This is a genomic window from Pseudoalteromonas sp. Scap03 (genome assembly GCF_013393115.1).
GTDB lineage: Bacteria > Pseudomonadota > Gammaproteobacteria > Enterobacterales > Alteromonadaceae > Pseudoalteromonas.
Map to the genome: position 1 here is coordinate 834,350 of NZ_VDEU01000001.1, position 23,151 is coordinate 857,500.

At 41.3% G+C, this 23,151-nt stretch carries 25 protein-coding genes (1 of these 25 running past the window's edge); 17 read left to right on the forward strand and 8 right to left on the reverse strand.

Annotated elements, in window-relative coordinates; genetic code table 11:
• Positions 1-3: 3 nt before the first annotated feature.
• On the reverse strand, positions 4-2,163 hold the full coding sequence (gene fadB, locus FHG08_RS03740) for a fatty acid oxidation complex subunit alpha FadB (protein WP_178954444.1): 2,160 nt from the start codon (positions 2,161-2,163) through the stop codon (positions 4-6).
• A gap of 303 nt (positions 2,164-2,466) precedes the next feature.
• Between fadB and FHG08_RS03745 the strand changes: the two genes are divergently transcribed.
• From FHG08_RS03745 to FHG08_RS03785, 9 genes are all read left to right on the forward strand, one after another.
• Entirely contained in the window at positions 2,467-4,353 is a 1,887-nt protein-coding gene (locus tag FHG08_RS03745) for a transglycosylase SLT domain-containing protein (protein ID WP_178954446.1), read from the forward strand.
• 117 nt (positions 4,354-4,470) lie between these two features.
• Positions 4,471-5,793, forward strand: coding sequence for a Xaa-Pro dipeptidase (gene pepQ, locus FHG08_RS03750; protein ID WP_010392729.1), 1,323 nt, complete (start codon positions 4,471-4,473; stop codon positions 5,791-5,793).
• Between the two features lie 80 nt (positions 5,794-5,873).
• Positions 5,874-6,488 (forward strand): YigZ family protein, encoded by a 615-nt coding sequence (locus FHG08_RS03755; protein WP_076920146.1) that lies wholly within the window; start codon positions 5,874-5,876, stop codon positions 6,486-6,488.
• Positions 6,489-6,582: 94 nt separating this feature from the next.
• Positions 6,583-8,034 carry a TrkH family potassium uptake protein gene (locus FHG08_RS03760; protein ID WP_178954447.1) on the forward strand — a complete coding sequence of 484 codons (1,452 nt, stop codon included), beginning with the start codon at positions 6,583-6,585 and terminating at the stop codon, positions 8,032-8,034.
• A gap of 24 nt (positions 8,035-8,058) precedes the next feature.
• Positions 8,059-8,721, forward strand: a complete 663-nt coding sequence (locus FHG08_RS03765) for a flagellar brake protein (protein ID WP_178954449.1) — start codon at positions 8,059-8,061, stop codon at positions 8,719-8,721.
• Between the two features lie 503 nt (positions 8,722-9,224).
• The gene (locus tag FHG08_RS03770) at positions 9,225-9,437 is read left to right on the forward strand and encodes a calmodulin (protein WP_178954451.1); all 213 of its coding nucleotides are present in this window, start codon (positions 9,225-9,227) and stop codon (positions 9,435-9,437) included.
• Between the two features lie 68 nt (positions 9,438-9,505).
• A complete protein-coding gene (locus FHG08_RS03775) occupies positions 9,506-9,718 on the forward strand; it encodes an EF-hand domain-containing protein (protein WP_008112939.1) in 213 nt (70 codons plus the stop codon).
• 134 nt (positions 9,719-9,852) lie between these two features.
• On the forward strand, positions 9,853-10,065 hold the full coding sequence (locus tag FHG08_RS03780; protein ID WP_178954453.1) for an EF-hand domain-containing protein: 213 nt from the start codon (positions 9,853-9,855) through the stop codon (positions 10,063-10,065).
• Positions 10,066-10,129: 64 nt separating this feature from the next.
• Entirely contained in the window at positions 10,130-10,342 is a 213-nt protein-coding gene (locus tag FHG08_RS03785) for an EF-hand domain-containing protein (RefSeq protein WP_178954455.1), read from the forward strand.
• An 85-nt stretch (positions 10,343-10,427) separates the two neighbouring features.
• Here the strand turns inward: FHG08_RS03785 and trkA are convergent, their stop codons facing one another.
• From trkA to def, 4 genes are all read right to left on the reverse strand, one after another.
• Positions 10,428-11,804: a Trk system potassium transporter TrkA gene (gene trkA, locus FHG08_RS03790; RefSeq protein ID WP_054202928.1), complete on the reverse strand. Its 1,377-nt coding sequence runs from the start codon at positions 11,802-11,804 to the stop codon at positions 10,428-10,430.
• Between the two features lie 83 nt (positions 11,805-11,887).
• Positions 11,888-13,183 (reverse strand): 16S rRNA (cytosine(967)-C(5))-methyltransferase RsmB, encoded by a 1,296-nt coding sequence (rsmB, locus tag FHG08_RS03795; protein WP_075169469.1) that lies wholly within the window; start codon positions 13,181-13,183, stop codon positions 11,888-11,890.
• Complete coding sequence (fmt, locus tag FHG08_RS03800; protein WP_178954457.1) at positions 13,176-14,129, reverse strand: methionyl-tRNA formyltransferase; 954 nt, start codon at positions 14,127-14,129, stop codon at positions 13,176-13,178. Before fmt ends, rsmB begins: the two co-directional genes overlap by 8 nt.
• 31 nt (positions 14,130-14,160) lie before the next feature.
• Positions 14,161-14,667: a peptide deformylase gene (gene def / locus FHG08_RS03805; protein WP_138609096.1), complete on the reverse strand. Its 507-nt coding sequence runs from the start codon at positions 14,665-14,667 to the stop codon at positions 14,161-14,163.
• Positions 14,668-14,786: 119 nt separating this feature from the next.
• Between def and FHG08_RS03810 the strand changes: the two genes are divergently transcribed.
• The 6 genes from FHG08_RS03810 (at position 14,787) to hemF (ending at position 19,697) form a co-directional block, all read left to right on the forward strand.
• Positions 14,787-15,908 carry a LysM peptidoglycan-binding domain-containing protein gene (locus FHG08_RS03810; protein WP_138609094.1) on the forward strand — a complete coding sequence of 374 codons (1,122 nt, stop codon included), beginning with the start codon at positions 14,787-14,789 and terminating at the stop codon, positions 15,906-15,908.
• 28 nt (positions 15,909-15,936) lie between these two features.
• On the forward strand, positions 15,937-17,028 hold the full coding sequence (dprA, locus tag FHG08_RS03815) for a DNA-processing protein DprA (RefSeq protein ID WP_178954459.1): 1,092 nt from the start codon (positions 15,937-15,939) through the stop codon (positions 17,026-17,028).
• Between the two features lies 1 nt (position 17,029).
• A complete protein-coding gene (locus FHG08_RS03820) occupies positions 17,030-17,503 on the forward strand; it encodes a DUF494 family protein (protein WP_010392756.1) in 474 nt (157 codons plus the stop codon).
• A gap of 111 nt (positions 17,504-17,614) precedes the next feature.
• A complete protein-coding gene (locus FHG08_RS03825; protein WP_178954461.1) occupies positions 17,615-18,190 on the forward strand; it encodes a type I DNA topoisomerase in 576 nt (191 codons plus the stop codon).
• Positions 18,191-18,213: 23 nt separating this feature from the next.
• On the forward strand, positions 18,214-18,777 hold the full coding sequence (locus FHG08_RS03830) for an L-threonylcarbamoyladenylate synthase (protein ID WP_178954462.1): 564 nt from the start codon (positions 18,214-18,216) through the stop codon (positions 18,775-18,777).
• 2 nt (positions 18,778-18,779) lie between these two features.
• Positions 18,780-19,697, forward strand: a complete 918-nt coding sequence (gene hemF, locus FHG08_RS03835) for an oxygen-dependent coproporphyrinogen oxidase (protein WP_178954464.1) — start codon at positions 18,780-18,782, stop codon at positions 19,695-19,697.
• Positions 19,698-19,743: 46 nt separating this feature from the next.
• On the opposite strand, the gene FHG08_RS03840 is transcribed toward hemF, so the two are convergent.
• A complete protein-coding gene (locus tag FHG08_RS03840) occupies positions 19,744-21,348 on the reverse strand; it encodes a methyl-accepting chemotaxis protein (protein WP_178954466.1) in 1,605 nt (534 codons plus the stop codon).
• A gap of 102 nt (positions 21,349-21,450) precedes the next feature.
• Positions 21,451-21,888: a group II truncated hemoglobin gene (locus FHG08_RS03845; RefSeq protein WP_010392770.1), complete on the reverse strand. Its 438-nt coding sequence runs from the start codon at positions 21,886-21,888 to the stop codon at positions 21,451-21,453.
• Between the two features lie 52 nt (positions 21,889-21,940).
• On the opposite strand from FHG08_RS03845, the gene aroE reads away from it, so the two are divergent.
• Together aroE and FHG08_RS03855 are read left to right on the forward strand one after the other, a co-directional pair.
• Positions 21,941-22,765: a shikimate dehydrogenase gene (gene aroE / locus FHG08_RS03850; protein WP_010392772.1), complete on the forward strand. Its 825-nt coding sequence runs from the start codon at positions 21,941-21,943 to the stop codon at positions 22,763-22,765.
• The gene (locus FHG08_RS03855) at positions 22,762-23,016 is read left to right on the forward strand and encodes a DUF1488 domain-containing protein (RefSeq protein ID WP_008467093.1); all 255 of its coding nucleotides are present in this window, start codon (positions 22,762-22,764) and stop codon (positions 23,014-23,016) included. Before aroE ends, FHG08_RS03855 begins: the two co-directional genes overlap by 4 nt.
• Before the next feature lies 1 nt (position 23,017).
• Here FHG08_RS03855 and FHG08_RS03860 read toward each other — a convergent pair whose 3' ends face one another.
• On the reverse strand, positions 23,018-23,151 hold the end of the coding sequence (locus FHG08_RS03860) for a gamma carbonic anhydrase family protein (RefSeq protein ID WP_138609086.1). 406 nt of this gene lie beyond the right edge of the window; the window shows 134 of its 540 coding nt (coding positions 407-540); the start codon falls outside the window, past its right edge; the stop codon is at positions 23,018-23,020.

The following is a 23,151-nucleotide window of genomic DNA, read 5'->3' on the forward strand; positions in this document are numbered from 1 at the left end:
ATATTAACCTTCCACCTTATAGAAAACACGGCCTTCTTCAGCCCACTTGCGAGTTTGCTCTGATACTTGGTAAATCGCACCTAGGTGAGCGTATTTGTCAGCAGTTGCTACAAAGTTAGCTAAACCTGTTTGATCTAAGTAACGGAACGCGCCGCCTCTAAATGGAGGGAAACCAACACCGTATACAAGTGCCATATCAGCTTCTTGAGGAGAAGCAACAATGCCTTCTTGTAAACAAAGTAGCACTTCGTTGATCATTGGGATCATACAACGGTCAATGATTTCTTGTTTATCAAATTCTTTTGGTGCGTCTGTAATTGGTGCAAGTAGTTCAATCGCTGTTTGGTCATGTGACTTTTTAAGACGACCGCGACGATCTGTTTCGTACTTATAGAAACCTGCTTTGTTCTTTTGACCAAAACGTTTTTCGTTAGCAAAAACAGTCACTGGGTCTTTATCTGCACGTGCCATACGCTCAGGGAAACCGTCTGCCATTACGCCAGTACAATGATAAGCCGTATCAATACCTACAACATCAAGTAGGTAAGCCGGGCCCATTGGCCAGCCAAACACGTTTTCCATTACTTTATCTACTTTTGCAAAGTTAGCGCCTTCAACCACTAGTTTGCTAAAGCCAGCAAAGTAAGGGAATAAAACACGGTTTACAAAAAAGCCTGGGCAATCGTTAACAACAATCGGTGATTTACCTAGTTTGAGGGCATAATCAACCACGGCATTAATCGTTTTATCTGAGGTTTTTGCACCACGGATAATTTCTACTAATGGCATTTTTGGTACTGGGTTGAAAAAGTGCATACCACAGAAGTTTTCTGGCTTATCAAGCGCTTCTGCAAGTAGGTCGATACAAATAGTCGATGTATTTGACGTAAGTACCGTGCCTTCTGGCATATTCTTTTCAAGATCAGCAAGTACGGCTTGCTTCACTTTAGGGTTTTCTACTACGGCTTCAACAATAATGTTGGCGTTTTGTAGGTCTGCATCGTTAAGCGTTGGCTTGATTTTGCTAAGCGTTGCTAGCATTTTTTCCATCGGCATGTGGCCGCGCTTCACTTTTGCACCTAATAGTTTAGATGCTTCACCCATACCTAAATCTAGCGCATCCTGTTGGATGTCTTTCATTATGATTGGTGTGCCTTTATAAGCAGACTGGTATGCAATACCGCCACCCATAATACCTGCGCCTAATACTGCCGCTTGTTTAATTTCTACATCGCTGTGTTTAGCAAACTTACGTGCTTTACCTTTAATGTATTGGTCTGCTAAAAAGATACCCGTTTGAGCAGCAGCTTCACTAGTACGTGCTAGTTTTGCAAAGTTGGCATTTTCAATCGCCATTGCTTCGGCGCGTGAGCTGTTTGCTGCTGCTTTAATAGTGCGAACTGCCATAACTGGAGCAGGATAGTGGCCTTTGGTTTTACCCATTACCATACCTTCTGCCATTGCAAAGCTCATGCCTTGCTCAACACGGTTTAATTTAAGCGGTTGTAATTTTACAGCGCGTTTTGCTTGCCAATCTAGCTTGCCAGCAATCGCTAATTCTAGTGTTGCTAAACTTGACTCTTGTAGTTTGTTGGCACTAACTACCGCGTCAAATGCACCTACTTTAAGGGCGTCAGCAGCGCGATTTTCGTTACCTGTGGTGATCCACATCATCGCGTTATCGGCACCAATAATGCGCGGAAGGCGCACTGTACCGCCAAAACCAGGCATTATGCCTAATTTAACTTCTGGTAAGCCCATTTTTGCTGAGTCACTTGCAACACGATAATCGGTAGCAAGTGCCCACTCACAGCCGCCGCCAAGCGCCAAGCCGTTTACAACACTGAGTGTTGGGAATGGTAAGTCTTCAATTGCATCAAAAACGTCAGTTGCATCTTTGATCCACGTTACTAATTCTGCTTCAGGCTTAGTAAAAGTAGGTAAAAATTCGAAGATATCGGCACCAATAATAAAGTGGTCTTTATCACTGGTAAAAATCATGCCTTTAATATCAGTGTTAGCGGCTAATTCTTTTAATGCTGCCGCGCAATCTGAAAGAGTTTGTTGAGATAATGTGTTTACAGAACCTGTAGCACAAAACTTAAACTCGGCGATGTTTTCCTTCACGAAGCTAACTTCAAAGGAATCGCTTTTATATAACATTATTATTCTCCCTAGTTGATGAACTAAGACTGGTACGATGAGTTCATATTCAGACCAGTGTGCTTGCTTTAAATTAAAAATGCAACGAAAAATTTATCTTGGTTACAAACGTCTGGTTAAAATATAGCTGGTTTGGTGCTAAGGTGGGTTTGAAAGTTTTCTTTATTCATTTTATTGCGCTGTCTTAGTGTTCATAGCTTGGGTTTTATTAGAATAAATAGTACAGCTGTGTATGTGCTGTTGTTTACTTACTCTTCGCCACACTTCGTCAGCCTTGAAGGTTACTATGCCCTAAAGGACATTATGAAAAAATACTTATTAAGCGTAGCGGCAGCGACTCTATTTTTCTCTTTCCCCTCTGCCAACGCAAATACCGAACTTGATGCATTTTTAGATGCAGAAAAACAAGCCCGCTATGGCGATTACAATAGCTTTAAAGAAGCGGTAGACTCATTGTCTTACCCACTTAAGCCCTATGTAGAAAAAGCCTATTGGCAGCGCTACCCCAGTTTAAAACACCAAACAGAAATAGAAAACTTCCTCACTATTTATGAACACACTCCATTAGAGTGGCCAGTGCGCAAAGCATGGTTAAATTATTTAAAGCGCAGAAATAAAAAAGCAGCATTTATTAAAAACTACCGTGAAACCTCTGACACTGAGCTTAGTTGTACCCACCTTAGTTATCAGCTTGATCTTGGTGCGCCTAAAAAAGCAATACTCTCGCAGGTAACCGATATTTGGACGGTTGGCGAGTCACAGCCCAGTGAATGTGACGGGCTTTTTAAGCGTTGGCGACAAAATGGTTATTTAACCCCTGATGTTGTGTGGCAGCGTGTTACTTTAGCGGCACAAGGGGGCTCTTATCGTTTATTGCCTTATTTAAAAACCTTATTGCCAGCCAAGGAGCGTTATTTAGCTGATTTATATTCCAAGGTAAGGCGCGATCCTAGTGCTGCTGCAGGCCTTTACCGCTATAAACGTAAAACAGCCAAAGAAGGGGAAATAGCGCTTTATGGTATTAAGCGTTTAATTTGGCGTGATAAAGAGCTGGCATTAAAGGCGTGGCAAAAAATTGAAGGCATGTTTGATTTTGCTGATGATGAAAAGGCGGATGTATATTATACCTTTGCGCTGTCGTTGGCGTCGAGCGGCCATAGCCAGGCGAGCTTTTATTTAAATAAAGTCCCTAAAGCGCGTCAAGATCGTAAATTAATGCAATGGCAACTAGCCAATATGCTTAAAACTCAAGATTGGGAAGGCATTGCTGCATTTTTTACCGGTAAAGAAAATCTTAGTTTAGGGCAACAGTATTGGCTTGCTTATAGTTATGACAAACGCGCAGAGCATGAAAAAGCTAAGGCAATTTGGAGCAAGGTAGCCGCTAACCGTGATTATTACGGTTTTTTAGCCGCTGCTCGCTTAGGGTTACCGGTTGATTTAAATGAGCTACCAGTCAATGTAAATCAAGCCTTAGTGACAAAAGTCAGTAATGCACCAGGCTTTAAGCGTGCTAAGGCACTATATGAACTTGAGCGATTTACAGCGGCCAGACGTGAATGGAATTATTTAACCAACACTTCTGAAGATGATGAAAAGCTAGCAGCGTCAGTGCTTGCGGCAGAACTTGATTGGTTTGATAGTACAATATTTACCCTAGCAAAAATAAAAGCATGGGATTATGTTGATTTGCGTTTTCCATTTGCGTTTCAAGACATGTTTGAGCGCTACAGTAAGCGTAGCAAAATAGATTTAACTTGGAGTATCGCTATTGCGCGTCGAGAAAGCTCATTTGCACCCGATGCCCGTTCTCATGCAAATGCACGCGGGTTAATGCAGTTATTACCAAGCACCGCAAAATATATTAACAAAGGCGATGTATCTAACCATCGGTTGTATCAGCCAAAAACCAATATTCGACTTGGCACCCGTTATTTACAGTATTTAAAAATGAAAAATCACGGTAATGAGGTATTGGCAACAGCATCCTATAACGCCGGGTATCATCGAATTAAGCGTTGGTTACCAGAAGAAGCGATGCCTGCAGAGTTATGGGTTGAGCTTATTCCATATAGAGAAACTCGAGACTACGTAAAAAACGTATTTGCGTATCGGCAGGTTTACCATACTCGCCTTGGCCGAGAGGGGAATTTACTCGCGCCACTATTAGAGATGACCATGGGCGGGTAGTAAAAATAAATCTACAACAGCAGAGGGATATTTACACGGTAACTATCCCTCTTTTTTGAGCGCTTTGTTTATAAGTGATAGACTCAGAGCAAGTTAAATTTAACAGATGGGTTTATTATGGAAAAATTAGCCGTATTATACGCCGAACATATTGCAACATTGCAGCAGCGTACACGTACTATTTGTGAGCAAGAAGGGTTAGAAGGATTAGTCATTCATTCAGGCCAAGCTAAGCGCCAATTTTTAGATGATATGTATTACCCGTTTAAAGTTAACCCCCATTTTAAAGCGTGGTTACCGGTTATTGATAATCCGCATTGCTGGATTGTGGTAAATGGTAGCGATAAGCCAAAGCTTATTTTTTATCGTCCAATTGACTTTTGGCACAAGGTACCTGATGAACCAAGAGATTTTTGGGCAGAGTACTTCGATATTGAATTGCTACTAAAGCCTGATCAGGTTGAAAAGCTACTTCCTTACGATAAAGCTAAATTTGCCTACATTGGCGAATACCTAGAAGTGGCCCAAGCACTTGGTTTTAGCATTATGAATCCTGAGCCAGTACTTAACTATATTCATTATCACCGCGCTTATAAAACGCAATATGAACTTGAATGTTTACGTAATGCGAACCGTATTGCGGTAGATGGCCACAAAGCGGCGCGTGATGCGTTTTTTAATGGTGGTAGCGAGTTTGATATTCAGCAGGCGTACTTAATGGCAACGCGTCAGAGCGAAAATGAAATGCCATATGGCAACATTGTGGCCCTTAACGAAAACTGCGCTATTTTGCACTACACCCATTTTGAGCCAAAAGCACCGCAAACACATAACTCATTTTTAATTGATGCGGGGGCTAACTTTAATGGTTATGCTGCAGATATTACCCGTACCTACGACTTTAAAAAGCAAGGCGAGTTTGCTGATCTAGTTAAAGCAATGACGGCGCATCAGATTGAGTTAGGCAAAAGCTTAAAACCAGGTGTACTGTATGGCGAGCTACATATTGACTGCCATAACCGCATTGCACAGTTACTAAGTGACTTTGATATTGTTAAGTTACCTGCAGCTGAAATTGTTGAGCGTCAAATTACCTCAACCTTCTTTCCTCATGGCTTAGGGCATCATTTAGGTGCACAGGTACATGATGTAGGTGGCTTTATGCGTGATGAAACCGGTGCACATCAGGCACCACCAGAGGGTCATCCATTTTTACGCTGCACTCGCTTAATTGAGAAAAACCAAGTGTTTACTATTGAGCCAGGTTTGTACTTTATCGACTCTTTGTTGGGTGATTTAGCACAAACAGACAACAAGCAGTTTATTAACTGGGAAAAAGTAGAAGCGTTTAAACCATTTGGCGGCATTCGTATTGAAGATAATATTATTGTTCACGAAGACAGCCTAGAAAATATGACGCGTGATTTATTACTCGACTAATATTTAACTAGTAACAGTTTATATTATTCACGAAAGGGGCCTGTTGGCCCCATTTTTAATTTAACAGCCAAGTAAGCGCTATGTCAGAATATAAATACCCAGCCGACGATGTTTTTCATCAAGAAGAAATTAAAAAAAGTACCTTTATTGTGCATATAGGCCACACGCCTGATTTAAACTCTGCGAAAGCCTTTATTAAAAACATTGAAGAAAAATACAGTGATGCACGCCATAATTGTTGGGCGCATGTTGCGGGTAATCCTGGTGGAAGCCATGTTTATGGTTTTTCTGACGATGGAGAGCCAAATGGCACCGCCGGTAAACCTATGCTCAACGTGCTGGTGGGCTCTGGTCTAGGTGAAGTAACTGCTGTGGTAACACGATATTTTGGTGGTATAAAGCTTGGTACCGGTGGATTAGTTCGTGCTTATGGTGGCTCACTTAATAATGCCTTAGCAAAATTACAAACAGTGGTAAAAGTACCCAGCATTGAGCTGGTTGGCTTTAGTGAATACAGTATGCAAGGCGCAATAGAACAGCACTTAAAAACCAACTTTCAGGTACTTAATATTGAAAAGCAGTTTACGGCAAATATTGAGTGGAGTATTACTATTGATAGCCGCCAAGCACAGCAAGCATGCAAAGATATTTTTGATTTAAGTCACGGCGCAGTTGAGTTAACAATCAAAGAGTAATAGTCTTACATCCATCCTATTTAATCACTACAGATTAAATTTTCGAGTCATACAGTAGTTATTTTAATTTACTAATAAAAAAGCGATACGCTCAATGCAATTTCGTACCATCATAAAAATTCTTGGCCAACTGGTCGCGCTATTTAGTATTACAATGGTGCCACCAGCACTCGTGTCTTTAATTTATAAAGATGGCGGAGGGGTACCGTTTGTTTTAGCCTTTATATTTAGCGTTATTATTGGCTTAATGGCTTACTATCCAAATAGGCATGAGCATGGTGATTTAAAAGCACGCGAAGGCTTCTTAATTGTGGTTTTGTTTTGGTTGGTACTAGGGGCGTTTGCGTCATTGCCGCTGATATTTTTACAAGAACCCAACCTCTCTTTGGCCGATGCAGTGTTTGAAGCTTTCTCAGGCTTAACTACCACAGGGGCGACCGTATTAACTGGCATAGAATACTTGCCTAAATCGGTATTATTTTATCGCCAGCAATTACAGTGGTTTGGTGGGATGGGGATCATTGTATTAGCAGTAGCCATACTGCCAATGCTTGGCGTCGGTGGCATGCAGTTGTACCGAGCTGAAATTCCTGGCCCAGTAAAAGACTCCAAAATGACCCCGCGTATTGCCGATACAGCTAAGCACCTTTGGTATATTTACGTATCTATTACTCTTGCGTGTACTTTGGCGTATTGGAGCGCAGGGATGAACTGGTTTGACGCTATATGCCATGCTTTTTCTACAGTTGCTATTGGTGGTTTTTCTACTTATGACGCGTCAATGGGGCACTTTGATAGCCCTGTAATTAACTTTATTTGTGTGTTCTTTTTAATTATAGCCGCTATTAACTTTTCACTACATTATGCCGCTGTAGCAAGCCGTAATATTAGTGTGTACATTCGCGACCCTGAGTTTAAAGTATTCTTGTGTATTCAGTTAGCGCTGGTGGTAATTTGCTTTACTGTGCTTTCGTCTCATGATATTTATGCAAATGGTGATGAAACCCTCGATCAGGCGTTGTTTCAAGCGGTGTCTATTAGTAGTACTGCAGGGTTTGCCACAGATAATTTTTCAGCTTGGCCGTTGTTTTTACCTATTTTACTTATTTTTTCTAGCTTTATTGGCGGCTGTGCTGGTTCTACCGGTGGTGGTATGAAAGTTGTTCGTGTGTTTTTGTTGTACTTGCAAGGGGTGCGCGAGCTTAACCGCTTAGTACATCCTCGAGCAATATATTCAATAAAACTCGGGCGTAAAGCCTTACCCGACAAAGTAGTTGAAGCGGTATGGGGCTTTTTCTCAGCTTATGCACTAGTCTTTATTATTATAATGTTAGCGTTAATGGGCACAGGGTTAGACAACATTACCGCATTCTCTGCGACGGCAGCATGCCTTAATAACTTGGGCCCAGGTTTGGGTGACGTAGCCTCTCATTATGGTGCGATTAGTGATGCCGCTAAATGGATACTAACAGTCGCTATGGTATTCGGCCGATTAGAGATATTTACACTGTTAGTGCTATTCACCCCAACATTTTGGCGCGGATAAGGTTTTAAATATTAGGAAGGAACTATGCAAAAAACCAATTTGGAAAAGTTAAACCAAATCGTCACAGGTGGCATAGTCGATGTAGAAATACTGACACCAACCAGTAGCCGACGTGTAAAAACGGAGTTTATTGGTTTATTAGAAAACAAATTTATTATTTTAAACTATCCCAGCGCTAAGCGACTCCCCATGGCAAGTGATTTCCTGCGTGATGGTGTTATGGTGGTGGTAAGGGCGCTTATAGAGGGCAGTGGTGGGCACATTATTGCTTTTCGTCAGCAACTTATGTCTGTTGCCTCTCACCCTGCTAAATTGTTGTTTATTCAATACCCTTCACAAGTACAGTTGTTTGCGCTTCGCTCACAAGCACGCATACCCACGTTGTTTCCTGCTAAGTTAACATTAACCGATGAGCAGCCTCCCTTTGAAGGGGTTATAAAAGACATTTCGCTCACCGGTGTTATGTTCGATATTAAAACCACCCAAGAACTCGATGAGTTAAAAGACATGCGCTGTACGGTTGTATTTGATGGCGATACTAAGCATGAGGGGCAAATATGCAGTGTAAAAAAACATGCTAGCGGTATCTGTTGTGGGATTCGATTATTTGCCAGTGAAGAGCAAATGAAAGCGTTAATGGGAGATCACTTTATTGACCCTAGTGCGCTTGAAGTTGAAATAGTTTAGGGGCATATCAAGTTGAACAAGCTTCTATTATAAGCTCAGCATACTCACGTGATTTCGTCATTTTGCAACAAATAGCCTTGTGCGGCTGTAAATTTTCAACGTCATCTTAAATTTATTTTTAAACTATTTAAAAACAGTAACTTAAATCTATTTTTTAATTATAGTTTTTTATTTATAACAAAATAAATCTCAACTAACCTTCCTTTTTGTTTAATTAACTCGCTTTGTTAGTGGTTTTTCACTGATCGTGTGGTGTTTTTATAAAAACCAACCCATTGTTTTTTAAGACTTTAATTTTATCGCTTTATTCACTGTTGCTAAAGAGCAACAAAATAACGAGTGAAATAATGCTACTTAAAGCTATTTTAAGGTTAACCCATTGAAAATAAAATACTTTTCATTGTTGGCATCGAAGTTGTAATAGTCAGGTTGTATTGAACGAAACGTGATTTGAAGTAAAACACTTAATCGCATAAAACATAAACTTTGAAGGAAGATTGATTATGAAAAGCATTAATAAAACTTTAGCACTTATCGCATTGGCTTCTTCATCAGCTGCTTTTGCAGCAAGCGATTTTGATACGCTAGACGTTGACGGCAACGGCGCGATCAGTCAAAGCGAAGCATCAGTTGATGCAAAACTAATGAGCCTATTTTCAGAGCTTGATACTGACCAAAACGATGAGCTATCAAAAGAAGAGTTCTCTAAAGCATAACCCTAAGTTATTAAACTTTGGGAGCTAAATCTCCCACATTATTTAAACGATTTTAAGGAATACTCATTATGAAAACATTACACAAAACATTCGCACTTATCGCACTTGCTTCTTCATCAGCAGCTTTTGCTGCCAGCGATTTTGATACACTTGATACTGACGGTAACGGTGCTATTAGCCAAAGTGAAGCATCAGTTGATGCAAAGCTAATGAGTATGTTCTCAGAGCTTGATACAGACCAAAACGGTGAGCTATCAAAAGCAGAATTTTCTAAAGCATAAGCTAAAGCTGGGTATATTCTGAGTTGCCAAAGACAACCTAAGTAGGCAAGGGAGCCTATGAAAAAGAATGGCAAGGACGGTTATAGCCTGACATTTCCAATAGCACAAAGCATTACATTTTGAAGGATTAAATTATGAAAACATTACACAAAACATTCGCACTGATCGCGCTAGCTTCTTCATCAGCGGCCTTTGCCGCTAGCGACTTTGACACAATTGATGTCGACGGTAATGGGGTTATTAGTCAAAGCGAAGCTGCTGTAAATGCTGATTTAACGGCCGCATTTACTGAGCTTGATACTGACGGTAATGGTGAGCTTTCTAAAGCTGAGTTTGCAAACTTTTAATTTTTAACTTTTTTCATTGCACAGGGATCTCAGAAAAGGATTTCCCTCTTTAAGGAGACTTATTATGAAAGCATTAAATACAACACTTGCGATTTTAGTATTATCATCATCAGCGGCATACGCAGCAGTAGACTTTGCCTCTTTTGATAGCAATGGCGACGGTGTAATTAGTCAGCAGGAAGCGGCTGCTAATAAACAACTCATGAACATTTTTGATGACTTAGATACTGACGGAAATGGTGAACTTTCTAAAGAAGAGTTTGCAAGAGTACAATAAGTATTACCCCATCATACTCCACTAAAGCCGCTTAATAGTCAGCGGCTTTTTTGTGTTTGTTGATTACTTAACTCAAGCAGTTTAATTATAGAAAAATAGCGCTAACTTGGAATAACTTTTCAACCACGTTAATGTGTTTCTTATCAATTAAGAACATAATTACATGATCGCCTGATAGAATTATCGTGTCGTCGTGGGCAATTAGTACATCGTCATTACGTACAATTGCACCTATTGTGGTACCTGCTGGCAATTTAATATCTGCAATCGCGCGACCCACTACTTTAGATGTGTTTTCATCACCATGGGCAACTGCCTCTATGGCTTCTGCAGCCCCTTTACGCAGTGAATACACATTTACAATGTCGCCTCGGCGCACGTGCGTAAGTAACGCAGAAATAGTCGCTTGTTGTGGTGAAATGGCAATATCAATTTCACCGCCCTGTACTAAATCAACGTAAGCACCTCGTTGAATAAGCACCATGGTTTTTTGTGCCCCCATGCGTTTTGCGAGCATGGCCGACATAATATTCACTTCATCATCGTTAGTAACGGCAATAAATACATCAACTTGTTCAATGTGTTCTTCAGAGAGCAACTCTTGATCGGACGCATCACCACAAAATACCACGGTGTTGTCGAGCATTTCAGAGAGTTGCTCTGCGCGCTCTTTACTGCGTTCTAATAATTTAACGCTGTGGTTTCTTTCTAGTGAGCGTGCAAGGCCAGCACCAATGTTACCGCCACCGGCTATCATAATTTTTTTGTACGAGCGTTCCAGTTTTTGTAGCTCGTTCATTACCGCACGAATATGTTTGGTGGCGGCAATAAAAAATACTTCATCGTCGGCTTCTATTACAGTAGTACCCTGCGGTTTTATTGCCTTGCCTTGACGGTAAATAGCGGCTACCCGGGTTTCTACATTAGGAATATGTTGCTTAAGTGTAGATAGGGCATAGCCTACCAATAAACCGCCATAGTAGGCTTTTACAGCTACTAAAGAGAGCATGCCGTCGGCAAATTGTAATACCTGCAATGCACCAGGGTAATCTATCAAACGGCGAATATATTTAGTTACGAGTGCTTCTGGGGCTATGTAATGATCGACAGGTAAATCATCATTATGAAAGAGTTTTTCGCGGTATTTTAAATATTGCTCAGAGCGAATGCGGGCAATTTTGGTTGGCGTATTAAAAATACTGTAAGCAACTTGGCATGCCACCATGTTTACTTCATCTGAGCTGGTTACGGCGATAATCATATCGGCATCTTCAGCTCCTGCGCGACTCAACACGTCAGGGTGGGCGCCGTGGCCTGCAACACCTTGTAAATCGTATTTATCTTGCAGTTCACGCAAGCGGTTACCGTCGATATCAACTACGGTTATTTCGTTTTGTTCACCCACTAAGTTTTCTGCGAGTGTGCCGCCAACTTGTCCAGCACCGAGTATGATTATTTTCATTATGTACCCGTATTATTAATACTAATTACATCAAAATAATAACTACCTCAAAGCGAGGTAGTTAAATGTGTTGCGTTGCAATACTAGGCTTTTTTAACTAATTTAGCGTAGTAAAAACCGTCACTTTCACCTGGTAACAGCTGTAAGCCTGGTGTGGTTTTTGTGTCTTCGCTGTGCAGAGGAATATGCTCCACATCGTCGTTATTAGCTAAAAACTTAGCAACTTGTTGTTGGTTTTCTTGAGGAAGTACCGAGCAAGTTGCATACACTAATGTGCCGCCTGGTTTTAACAATGGCCAAATGCTATCGAGTATATCGCCTTGTAGGGTCGATAAGTCGTTAATGTCGGATGCGCGACGTAGCCATTTTATATCTGGATGACGACGAATTACGCCCGTTGCAGAGCAGGGTACATCTAACAAAATACGATCAAACTGATCTTCATCCCACCAAGTGTGAGGTTGCGATGCATCACCACATTGTAAGTCGGCGCCCAAACCAATTCGTTCTAAGTTTTGTTTAACACGTTCTAATCGTGTGGCATCGCTATCAAGCGCGAGCACATCTGCATCGGCAAGCTCTAAAATATGGCAGGTTTTACCACCAGGCGCTGCACAGGCATCAAGTATTGCATCACCATTTTGTGGGTCTAGGTAGCGAGCTGCAAGCTGCGCTGCCGCATCTTGTACTGAACAAGCACCGGTATCAAACTCAGGAAGTGAAAACACATCGCGTGGTTTGCTTAGTTTAATGCCATCAATAAAATCAGGGTTTAGAGTGTGTTCAATATCGTTAGCGGTTAGCATTTCGCTATATTCTTGGGTGCTAAACTGCGATTGATTCACTCGCAGCCACATTGGCGCTTGCTGTTGGTTTGCTTCTAGAATGTCTTCCCAGTGATCTGGATAGGCTTCTTTTACTTGCTTTATAAACCAATTTGGGTGGTTGTATAAACATACCGGAATTTGTTTGGCTTTTTCTTCAAGCTCAACTTGCTGACGTTGAAAGCTTCGTAAAATGGCGTTAATAAGCCCTTTTAAGCCAAGAGCGCGCAATTGTTGTAACGCATTAACCGTTTCGCTAATTGCTGCATGCGGCGGTACACGCATGTGTTGTAGTTGGTAAATGCCTACATACAATAAAAACTGGAAAATACGACGTTTGCCTTTAAGCGGTTGCTCGACTAGATGCTGGCAATAATTTTCTAGGCTAGGTAAGTAACGTAATACTCCATAGCAAATTTGCTGCAGTAAGGCTTTATCTTTAGGTGATAAGCCTTGGCTAGCGAAAGGGAGTTCTTGATTAAGCGATGCGCCTTTATCAACCACGTTATATAAAGTTTCAGCGGCTAGCGCTCTGACATTGCTTACATTACTCATTATTTTCGCCTAATACGGTGCCGGGTGTGACCCAATCGCTACGACCGTTTAAAAAATCATTAATTGCCATTGGCTTTTTGCCTTGTGGTTGTAATTCGCCAATAGATAAAGCGTGTTTACCACAAGCCACAACGATACCGTTTTTATCACTTGCTAAGACAGTGCCAGATGCGCCTGATTGTTCAACCACATTTGCTTGGTATATTTTTACCGTATTACCACTCATTTGGGTAAAGCATACTGGCCATGGGTTAAAGGCACGAATGTTGCGCTCGATTTGCTCGGCATCCATAGACCAATCAATGTTGGCTTCGTCTTTTGAGAGTTTTTTAGCGTAATTGGCATCGGTATCGTTTTGTGGTTCAGGCGTTATTTCCCCGTTGGCTAAACGATTTATGGTATCGATTAATGCATCAGGCCCGAGTTCAGCAAGCTTAGTGTATAAGCTGGCACTGGTTTCAGTATTATCAATAGGGCAGCGGCTAATATGCAGCATATCGCCGGTATCTAGCCCTTCATCCATTTGCATTATCGTTACACCGGTTTGCTGATCGCCTGCCCAAATAGCACGTTGAATAGGCGCGGCACCACGCCAGCGCGGTAAAATAGAGCCATGCACATTTAAACACCCTAAACGCGGGGCATCTAAAATGGCTTTAGGTAAAATTAAACCGTAGGCAACCACAATCATGATATCGGCATTGAGGCTGTTTAATTCTTCAAGTGCCTCATCTGTTTTGAGAGATTGCGGCTGAAAAACAGGTAGCTCATGTTCTAGTGCAAGCGCTTTTACTTCACTGGCTTTTAGTTTTTTTCCGCGACCCGCTGGACGATCTGGTTGACTGTAAACGCCCACAATTTGGTGTTCACTATTGATGAGTGCTTGCAGGTGGCGTGCAGCAAAGTCCGGCGTACCGGCAAATATAATGCGTAATGGTTGTGTCACTGAGTTTCCTAATTATTTACTAAGGTGCTTATTATTGCGCTGCAAACTTCGCTTCTTTTTCAAGCTTTTTACGGATGCGTTGGCGCTTTAATGGAGATAAATAATCAATAAATAATTTACCTTGAAGGTGATCAAGCTCATGCTGAATACAAATCGCTAATAATTCGTCGGCATCAAGAACAAACTCTTTACCTTCTTCGTTGAGTGCAGCCACGGTAACAGTCTCTGCACGGTCAACTTTTGCATACGAATGAGGAACTGACAAACAGCCTTCTTCACTCACGGTAGAGCCATCTTTTTTGATAATTTGTGGATTGATAAGTACCAGTGGTTCATCGCGTTCTTCTGATACATCGATCACCACAATACGTTGGTGAATATCAACTTGCGTAGCAGCAAGTCCAATACCATTTTCGTCGTACATAGTTTCTAGCATATCTTTGACGATTTCACGTACTTGGTCGTCAACAACAGTTACTTCTTTTGCGATTGTACGTAAACGTTCATCTGGAAATCTTAAAACTTCTAACCTAGCCATAGTTACCTTTTACACTTATGCTTAAATTTAGGGTATCGTATGTTCTTATTTTAGCCATTCACGTTCCCCTTTAACAGGTTTTGATTAATAATAATGAAAAAACACTATGAGGAAGCTCAATGAAATCTCCATTCATTGCAATAATACTTGCATTAAGTGCTACTTTTCCTGTGCTAGCAGATGTACTAACTATAAAAAAAGACGCGCCTAAACAGTACGTTGTAAAAAAAGGTGACACGCTTTGGGATATCTCAGCGATATATTTAAACGAGCCGTGGCTGTGGCCTGAGTTATGGCAAATGAATCCGCAAATAGGCAATCCTCATCTTATTTACCCGGGCGATGCGTTAGCATTAATTTACGATACAGACGGTAATCCGCGTTTAGTAATTAATAAAGCGTATAGAAAGCTATCACCTATAGGGCGTATTACTCCTAAAGGGAAAGACGCTATCACTACATTACCGCTTGCGCTGATTAAACCGTATTTGTCATTTGAACAAGCGATAAACAGCGATTTGGTAAAAGAAAAACCCTATATTTTAGGTGCAAACGAAAATACTAAAACTCAAACTATTGATCATATTCTATATGTTAAAGGTAATTTAAAGCGCCATCAGGCTTATGCTATTTACCATGAAGGAGCGCCTTACACCGATCCTAAAACAGGTGAAGAACTAGCGAGTAGAGCATCTTATGTAGGTATGGCCCGGGCCTTTAGAGCTGGTGATGCCGCCAATGGCGAACCTGCCTCAGTCAGGGTTGAATCAGTAAAACGTGAAATTAAACAAGGTGACTTTTTATTACCCGCCATGGAAGGGCAGATGCTGCCAGTGTATTTTAATATGCATCGTCCTACCCAGCCGCTGCAGGGCCATGTAATTGCATCTCCTCGTGAAGTGAGAGAATTTAGCACGATGGATGTGGTGGTGCTAAACTTAGGCTCTGAGCAACAAGTTGAAGTGGGCCATGTACTTGATATTGAACGCCAATCACCTAAAGTAATTGATGGTGCTCGAGGTCCGCGCTATACCGAAGATTCAAGTCGTTTAGAAAAATTGGTATCGGCTACTAGCGAATTATTCGGCTCAGAAACTGATGAAGACAGCATAACGTGGAAAATGCCAGCTGAAAAAGTTGGTGAAATGATTATTTTTAAAGTGTATGACAAAGTTAGTTATGCGCTGATCACTAAAAATCAGCACCCAATTCGCATTGGAGATTTAGCAGTTATTCATTAAGTAGCGAGTCGGTGTTCTAGGAGGGAACATGGAACAATCGTGTGGCAAGCTAAATCATTGGCTTGCCTTTTACTTATGCAAAGGGCTAGGGATTAAAACGCTCTTAGCCCTGTCTCAACAATACAGTTTAGCATCGCTGTTTTCTTTATCACACGCTGAGCTAGTAAACATTGGTTTAACGGCTCACCAAGCTAGCAACTTACTTAACACTAACTGGCAGCAAGTTGCACATTATGAGCAGTTGATCAGCCAACAAAACATTGTTGTTATTAGTATTTTTGATACCACCTACCCAGAACAGCTAAAACAAATAGCCAGTGCGCCACTATTACTTTTTTGTAAAGGGGATATCAGCTTGCTGGCTTCGCCGCAAATAGCCATTGTTGGCAGTCGAAACGCAACGACTACAGGGCTTGAAATTGCTGCTGAGTTTGCACACCAGTTAACCCTTGCTGGCATAACAGTAACCTCAGGTATGGCGCGAGGTATTGACGGTGCTGCCCATAAAGGGGCACTGTCAGGAAATGGCAAAACCATTGCAGTGCTAGGGACAGGCGTTGATATTTACTATCCTAAACGCCATAAGTTACTCACAGAGCAAGTATTAGCAACAGGCTTATTGGTTAGTGAGTTTTTGCCTGGTACGGCTGCCAATGCGCACAACTTCCCACGGCGCAATCGTATTATTTCAGGGCTCTCCTTAGGCGTTTTAATTGTTGAAGCCGAAATAAAAAGCGGCTCACTGATCACCGTACGTTATGCACTTGAACAGAATAAAGAGGTTTTTGCGGTACCCGGTTCAATTAAAAACCCGCTGGCACAAGCCAGCCACTTTTTAATTAAGCAAGGTGCTAAGCTGGTTGAGAACGTCGCAGATATCCTTGATGAGATGAACTTTTCATACCCTTCTGGTCTAAACTATAAAGAGTTAACTGATGCTGTAACCTCAGATTGTGAGGTACTTAATAGTATTGGGTTTGAGGTGACTAGTGTGGACGATATTATGCGTCGAGTGCAGTGGCCAATTGATAAAGTACAAGCGCGATTGCTTGATTTAGAGTTAGACGATCAAATTGAGCGAGTATTAGACGGCTATATTAAATCAAGCGCTGGAGGATAATATGTTTGATATTCTTATGTATTTATTTGAAAACTATGTTCACAGCGAAAGCGATGTTTTTGTTGAGCAAAGTAAGCTTACTGATGAGCTACTGCGCGCTGGGTTTAACAAGCCGGAAATAAACAAAGCTATTGACTGGTTAGATCAACTTGCCGCATTACAATATAGTAATGAGTCGCCTTATTTATTAGCCACTGAGCAGCATGCAGTGCGAATCTTTACCGATAGCGAGTGTCGAGTTCTTGATACTGAATGCCGTGGCTTTTTAATGTTTGTTGAACAAACCGGCGTTATTAATAGCACCACTCGTGAAATGGTGATGGATCGTTTGGCGGCGCTTGATAATTCAGCCATTACTTTAGAAGATTTAAAATGGTTAATTTTGATGGTGTTATTCAATGCCCCTGATTCTCAGCAGGCGTATGAGCAAATGGAAGATCTTATTTTTGATGAGCCTAGCGAAGTGTTACATTAACCATTATTGGGTGTTTTATTATTTTCAGCGTTAACAAACCGACTGCCATAGCTTGTATCTTTAAGGGTTTTGGGTATATTAGGCGAAAATTCACCAACCACTAGGATTTACATGAGTAAAATCGATCATTCACTTTTCTCGGCCAATAAACACGCCTTAGAAAAAGAATATGATATATGCCCGCAATGTGGTTCAGAACTCGTCATTCGTAATAGTAAATCTGGGCCTTTTTTAGGCTGCGCTAGTTACCCTAAGTGCGATTTTATTCGCCCGCTTGCACATCATGATAGCAATGAAATAAAAGTACTTGAGGACAGCGAGTGTCCAGAGTGTAGCAAGCCGCTGGTGGTGAAAAATGGCCGCTACGGTATGTTTATTGGCTGTACCGGTTACCCTGAATGTCATTATATTGCCAGTGAGCATGACGATACGCCAAGTGAAGAGCCTGTGATTAGTTGCCCTAAATGTAAAAAAGGGCATTTAGTTTCACGCAGTAATAAGTTTGGTAAAGTATTCTATTCCTGCGACTGTTACCCAAGCTGTAAATATACGCTTAATCATAAACCTGTAGCTCAAGCGTGTCCTGTATGTGACTGGCCAGTTGTTACTGAAAAAAAAGCCGCGAGTGGTGTTGTGTTACAATGCCCACAAAAAAGCTGTATGCATAAGTTTGCTGCCACTGAATAACATAAATATCTCTGGAGACAATTTTGTCTGACCTTTCTTCTTTATCTGCTGCAATAACAAGCTTAGAACAAGGCGATGTTATTTTATACCCAACTGAAGCTGTTTATGGCTTAGGTTGCGATCCTGATAATCAACAAGCGGTGGAGCGTTTACTTGATATTAAACAACGCCCAGTTGAAAAAGGGCTTATTTTAATTGCTGACAATTACGGGCAATTATTAAAGTACGTGGATGACGCTAAGTTGCCCATGGACAAACGCGCTGATATTTTTTCAAGTTGGCCTGGTGCTATTACCTGGGTTATGCCTGCAGCTAAAACCACGCCGAAGTGGTTAACAGGGCAATTTGATACTATTGCAGTGAGAGTAACTAACCATCCTACAGTTAAACGTTTATGCCAAGAGTTTGGTAAACCATTGGTATCAACAAGTGCAAATTTAACTGGTCAAGCAACGGTAACAAGTATTATTGAGGCGCAGCAGCAGTTTGCAGATCAGGTTAGTTTTTATGTTGATGAACCATTAGGTGGTAATACACAACCAAGCACCATTAAAGATGCCACAACAGGCAATATATTCAGAGGTTAACTATGCAAAGCGAATTATTAAAACAAGTAAAAGCCTACTTTATGGCTTTGCAAGATACCATTTGCCAAGGCTTAGAAGCAGCAGATGGGAAAGCACAATTTGTTGAAGACAGCTGGCAGCGAGAAGAGGGCGGCGGTGGTCGTACTCGCGTTATTACCAATGGTAATGTGATTGAGCAAGGGGGAGTTAATTACTCTCATGTATTTGGTGCCTCTATGCCGGGCTCTGCCACTGCACATAGACCTGAGCTTGCAGGACGTAGTTTTCATGCGTGTGGTGTATCGTTAGTGATTCACCCTAAAAACCCACATATACCAACAAGCCATGCCAATGTACGTTTTTTTATTGCCGAAAAAGAAGGTGAAGAACCGATTTGGTGGTTTGGTGGTGGTTTTGATTTAACCCCGTTTTACCCTGTACTTGAAGATGTAGTGCATTGGCACCAAGTTGCGCACGATGTGTGTCAGCCATTTGGCGATGATGTTTATCCAAAATATAAAAAATGGTGTGACGAATACTTTTATTTAAAACATCGTGATGAAACCCGCGGCGTAGGCGGCTTATTTTTTGACGATTTAAATGAGTTAGGTTTTGAGCAAAGCTTTGCATTTATGCAATCGGTGGGTAATGGCTTTTTAGATGCTTACGTTCCTATTATTGAACGTCGTAAAAACGATCAGTACACCGAACAACAACGTGACTTCCAATTATACCGCCGTGGTCGTTATGTTGAGTTTAATTTAGTCTGGGACCGTGGCACATTGTTTGGTTTACAAAGCGGTGGCCGTACGGAATCTATTTTAATGTCGATGCCACCTTTAGCCCGTTGGGAGTATAACTATACCCCAGCCGAAGACAGCGCAGAGGCATTACTATATAAAGATTTCTTAAAGCCTCGAGATTGGTTAGCACTGGGCTAAGAATGATATGCCAGTCAATAAACGGCTTATTGACTGGCTTTTAAAATTATCGCTTAAGTTTAAAACTGCGTACCTGCTCATCTAACGAGCGAGCTAAGTTGAGTAACTCTTCACTGACTTTTTGATTTTCATCGGCATCCACTAATGATTGCTCGGCGTTATCGCTAATACCAACAACACTTATATTTATTTCTTCAGCAGCTTGGTTTTGTTGCTCTGTTGCATCGGCTATTTGTATATTGAGCTCATTTATTTCATTCATTTGCCCTGAAATATCTTTTAAAGCTTGTGCAACTTGCTGTACTTGTTGCGCTCTTTCGTCTGCCTCTGCACAGGACTCCCCCATGGTTTTAACGGTTTGCGCGGCTTCTGACTGCAGCTTATCAATGGTGCGACGTATTTCATCAGTAGATGCATGAGTTCGAGTTGCTAAAGTACGTACTTCATCAGCAACAACGGCAAAGCCTCGGCCAGCTTCACCTGCACGGGCAGCTTCAATGGCAGCATTAAGCGCTAATAAATTTGTTTGCTCGGCGATACTGCTGATCACCTCAAGTACTTTTCCCACTTCAAGCGTTTGCTCTTGCAGCTGTCTTACTTGATCTGCCGCTTGGCGTACATCTTCTGCTAATTGATTAATACTGAGTTCGGTTTGCTCTGCAACCTGCATGCTTTGTTGTGCTAGTTCATTACTGTTCTCAGATTTTTCTTGAGCAAAATGGGTGGTGTTTCTTACTTCATTGGATGAGCTTTCTAGTTCATTAATTGCTGCGGCTACCGAGTCGGTACTTTTCTTTTGTTCTAAAATAGCGCGTTCGGTGGTATCGGCCGAGGTATAAATTTTCTCTGCTGAATGAATAAGCACTTTTGAAGAGTGAGATACCTGTGCAATGTTATCTTTAAACGTAGCAATCATTTGGTTAAAGCTGGTGGCAAGCCAGCCGAGTTCATCTTCGGCGTTATCTTCAATGCGTAAGGTTAAATCTTTATTGGTAGTAGCTAAGTGCATTGCATGGCCGAGCTTTTTAAGGCGCACTATAAATATTTTTCTAAACACTATACCTAGCAGCACAAAGGCAATAATAAAAATAGTAGAAAGTAGGCTGGTGGTTACTAAGGTGTTGTAAGTTACCTCATTATCAATATCAGCTAAGGAATAACTAATTTTTACCACGCCTAGTACATCGCCTTCTTGCGCTTGGTGGCAGCCTAAACAGTTAGTACCTTTATAATCAGAGCTAGCATACATAGGACGTAGGTAGGTCATACTGCGGCTATCGGTGTTTTGCTCTATAAATAAGCTTTCTTTACCCTTTAGTGCTTCGCGTTCGTTGTTATTACTTGCTGTTTGGTTTTTATTTCCGGAACCATACAGATTATTAACTATATCGGAGCGAATAATATGAGCATCTTCTATATTAGGATGTTTGCGTAACTTTTGGCTCAATAATTCTCGATTAGCCATAGTACCGGTTAGCATCATGGTGTTTATTGAATCAAAATAATTATCGGCAAGCAGCTTAATGTTTTCTGCCACCGTATCCTGGGCGAGCGTGCGTTGTTGGCTAGCACTACTAAAAATACTGGCTATCAATACAATAACGCCAGTTAGAGCTAATAAAGCATAAATTTTATGTTGGATTGATTTCACACGTGCCACGCTTTTCTAATTATTTGATAGGGTATTATCTATATTTTAGAAAAGCGGGTTTTGACTTAGCGCAAATAATCCCCAATTAAAGAACGAGGTAGGTTAATGCTGGTTAATCATATGGCTGGCAAGCTGAGCCAGTGACTGACGTAAGCCTTCGCGTAACACAGGGTTATCTATTTCTATATCTAAGGTCTTATTCATGCAATACATCCACTGATCACGTAAGTCTTGATCAATAGGGAACGGCATATGACGTTTACGCAGCATCGGGTGGCCGTGTTTTTCTACAAATAGGTCAGGCCCACCAAGCCAACCGGATAAAAACTCAAAAAATACTTGGCGAATTCTGTCTAATGGTTGAGGATGCATATCATATAACGGTTTAGCGTATTCATCACTGGCCATTATATCGTAGAATCTATTGGCAATTGCACGCGTGGGGGCTTCTCCACCAATGATTTCATACGGGGTTTTATCTGGCGTAGGTGCTTGCGTAGTTGTAGACGGCTTTGATCTTGAAAAGAGTCTTTTAATCATAAATTTATCATCGTTAATAGGCAGTACTAAAACTGCGAAGAGGTTGTTTAAAATGGACAAATATGCGGTTTTTGGAAATCCAATCAAACATTCAAAATCTCCCATTATTCATCAGCAGTTTGCAAAATCATTGGGAGAGCAAATCGACTATCGCGCAATATTAGCACCTATCGATGGATTTGAAAAAACAGTCGCTGCTTTTTTTGAGCAAGGGGGAAAAGGCGCCAATGTCACTGTTCCTTTTAAAGAGCAGGCTTTTGCTTTAGCCGATGAACTCACCCCAGTTGCTAAACTGGCAGGCGCAGTGAACACCCTTAAAAAGCGCGATGATGGCAGTTTACTCGGTGATAACACTGATGGCACTGGTTTTGTTAACGACTTACTGACCAATAAAATAACGATAACAGGTAAACGCCTGTTGATCATTGGTGCGGGTGGCGCTGCTCGAGGAGTGATCTTACCTTTACTAGAGCAAAATCCCGCAGAGATAGTTATTGTTAATCGCACAGTACACAAAGCCCAAACATTGGCAAAGCTCTTTACTGGGCATGGCAATGTTTCGGGATATGGTTTTGACGACCTTCCTTTTACTGATTATCATTTAGTTATTAACTCAACCTCGAGCAGCATGAATAACGAATTACCTGCGTTAAGCGAAAAGCACTTAAGCACATGTGAAATGGCTTATGATATGTTTTACGCCACGCAAAATACGCTATTCATGAATTGGGTCAGCGAACACAATAAAGCAGCTAAGCTATTAGATGGCAGTGGTATGCTAGTAGGGCAAGCCGCCCAAGCTTATTATGTATGGCGAAATAAAATGCCTGAGATTGTTCCTGTTATTACTGCACTAAAGCAGGGAGTGCTTAAATGAATCAAGCAATACAGTTTATAGATCGACTCGAATTTAGAGAGCCAACTCATCAATTAGTTTTTTTTGCACAAGTAAATGGCATGCTAGTTGAGTGTGTGATTGCTGTCAGTAGTTTAAATTTAGCCGATGAGAGTCATGCAACGCGTTATTTTGAGCAATACCGTTTTGATTATGAAGAACGTGCCGAGCAGCTTATCGAAGATGAATGCTATAACTCGGCAGGTCAAATAGAAGTGAGTTTAGTTAGTTAAATTAACTAGCGTCTTCAGCTAAGTATTCATCTTTAAGCTGCACGTAATTATCAGCAGACACTTTTAAAAAGCTCAGCTCTTGCTCTGTTAATGGGCGAGCTTGTTTTGCTGGGCTACCTACATATAAAAAACCAG

Bases quoted from the DNA above. Each gene is read 5' to 3' on its own strand.
- FHG08_RS03825 (WP_178954461.1), top strand. From the start codon at position 17,615: ATGAGTAAAATCGATCATTCACTTTTCTCGGCCAATAAACACGCCTTA.
- FHG08_RS03755 (WP_076920146.1), top strand. From the start codon at position 5,874: ATGTCAGAATATAAATACCCAGCCGACGATGTTTTTCATCAAGAAGAA.
- pepQ (WP_010392729.1), top strand. From the start codon at position 4,471: ATGGAAAAATTAGCCGTATTATACGCCGAACATATTGCAACATTGCAG.
- FHG08_RS03765 (WP_178954449.1), top strand. From the start codon at position 8,059: ATGCAAAAAACCAATTTGGAAAAGTTAAACCAAATCGTCACAGGTGGC.
- FHG08_RS03810 (WP_138609094.1), top strand. From the start codon at position 14,787: ATGAAATCTCCATTCATTGCAATAATACTTGCATTAAGTGCTACTTTT.
- FHG08_RS03745 (WP_178954446.1), top strand. From the start codon at position 2,467: ATGAAAAAATACTTATTAAGCGTAGCGGCAGCGACTCTATTTTTCTCT.
- FHG08_RS03855 (WP_008467093.1), top strand. From the start codon at position 22,762: ATGAATCAAGCAATACAGTTTATAGATCGACTCGAATTTAGAGAGCCA.
- def (WP_138609096.1), bottom strand. From the start codon at position 14,667: ATGGCTAGGTTAGAAGTTTTAAGATTTCCAGATGAACGTTTACGTACA.
- FHG08_RS03780 (WP_178954453.1), top strand. From the start codon at position 9,853: ATGAAAACATTACACAAAACATTCGCACTGATCGCGCTAGCTTCTTCA.
- fadB (WP_178954444.1), bottom strand. From the start codon at position 2,163: ATGTTATATAAAAGCGATTCCTTTGAAGTTAGCTTCGTGAAGGAAAAC.
- rsmB (WP_075169469.1), bottom strand. From the start codon at position 13,183: ATGAGTAATGTAAGCAATGTCAGAGCGCTAGCCGCTGAAACTTTATAT.
- FHG08_RS03770 (WP_178954451.1), top strand. From the start codon at position 9,225: ATGAAAAGCATTAATAAAACTTTAGCACTTATCGCATTGGCTTCTTCA.
- trkA (WP_054202928.1), bottom strand. From the start codon at position 11,804: ATGAAAATAATCATACTCGGTGCTGGACAAGTTGGCGGCACACTCGCA.
- FHG08_RS03785 (WP_178954455.1), top strand. From the start codon at position 10,130: ATGAAAGCATTAAATACAACACTTGCGATTTTAGTATTATCATCATCA.
- aroE (WP_010392772.1), top strand. From the start codon at position 21,941: ATGGACAAATATGCGGTTTTTGGAAATCCAATCAAACATTCAAAATCT.
- FHG08_RS03845 (WP_010392770.1), bottom strand. From the start codon at position 21,888: ATGATTAAAAGACTCTTTTCAAGATCAAAGCCGTCTACAACTACGCAA.
- hemF (WP_178954464.1), top strand. From the start codon at position 18,780: ATGCAAAGCGAATTATTAAAACAAGTAAAAGCCTACTTTATGGCTTTG.
- FHG08_RS03775 (WP_008112939.1), top strand. From the start codon at position 9,506: ATGAAAACATTACACAAAACATTCGCACTTATCGCACTTGCTTCTTCA.
- dprA (WP_178954459.1), top strand. From the start codon at position 15,937: ATGGAACAATCGTGTGGCAAGCTAAATCATTGGCTTGCCTTTTACTTA.
- FHG08_RS03760 (WP_178954447.1), top strand. From the start codon at position 6,583: ATGCAATTTCGTACCATCATAAAAATTCTTGGCCAACTGGTCGCGCTA.
- FHG08_RS03820 (WP_010392756.1), top strand. From the start codon at position 17,030: ATGTTTGATATTCTTATGTATTTATTTGAAAACTATGTTCACAGCGAA.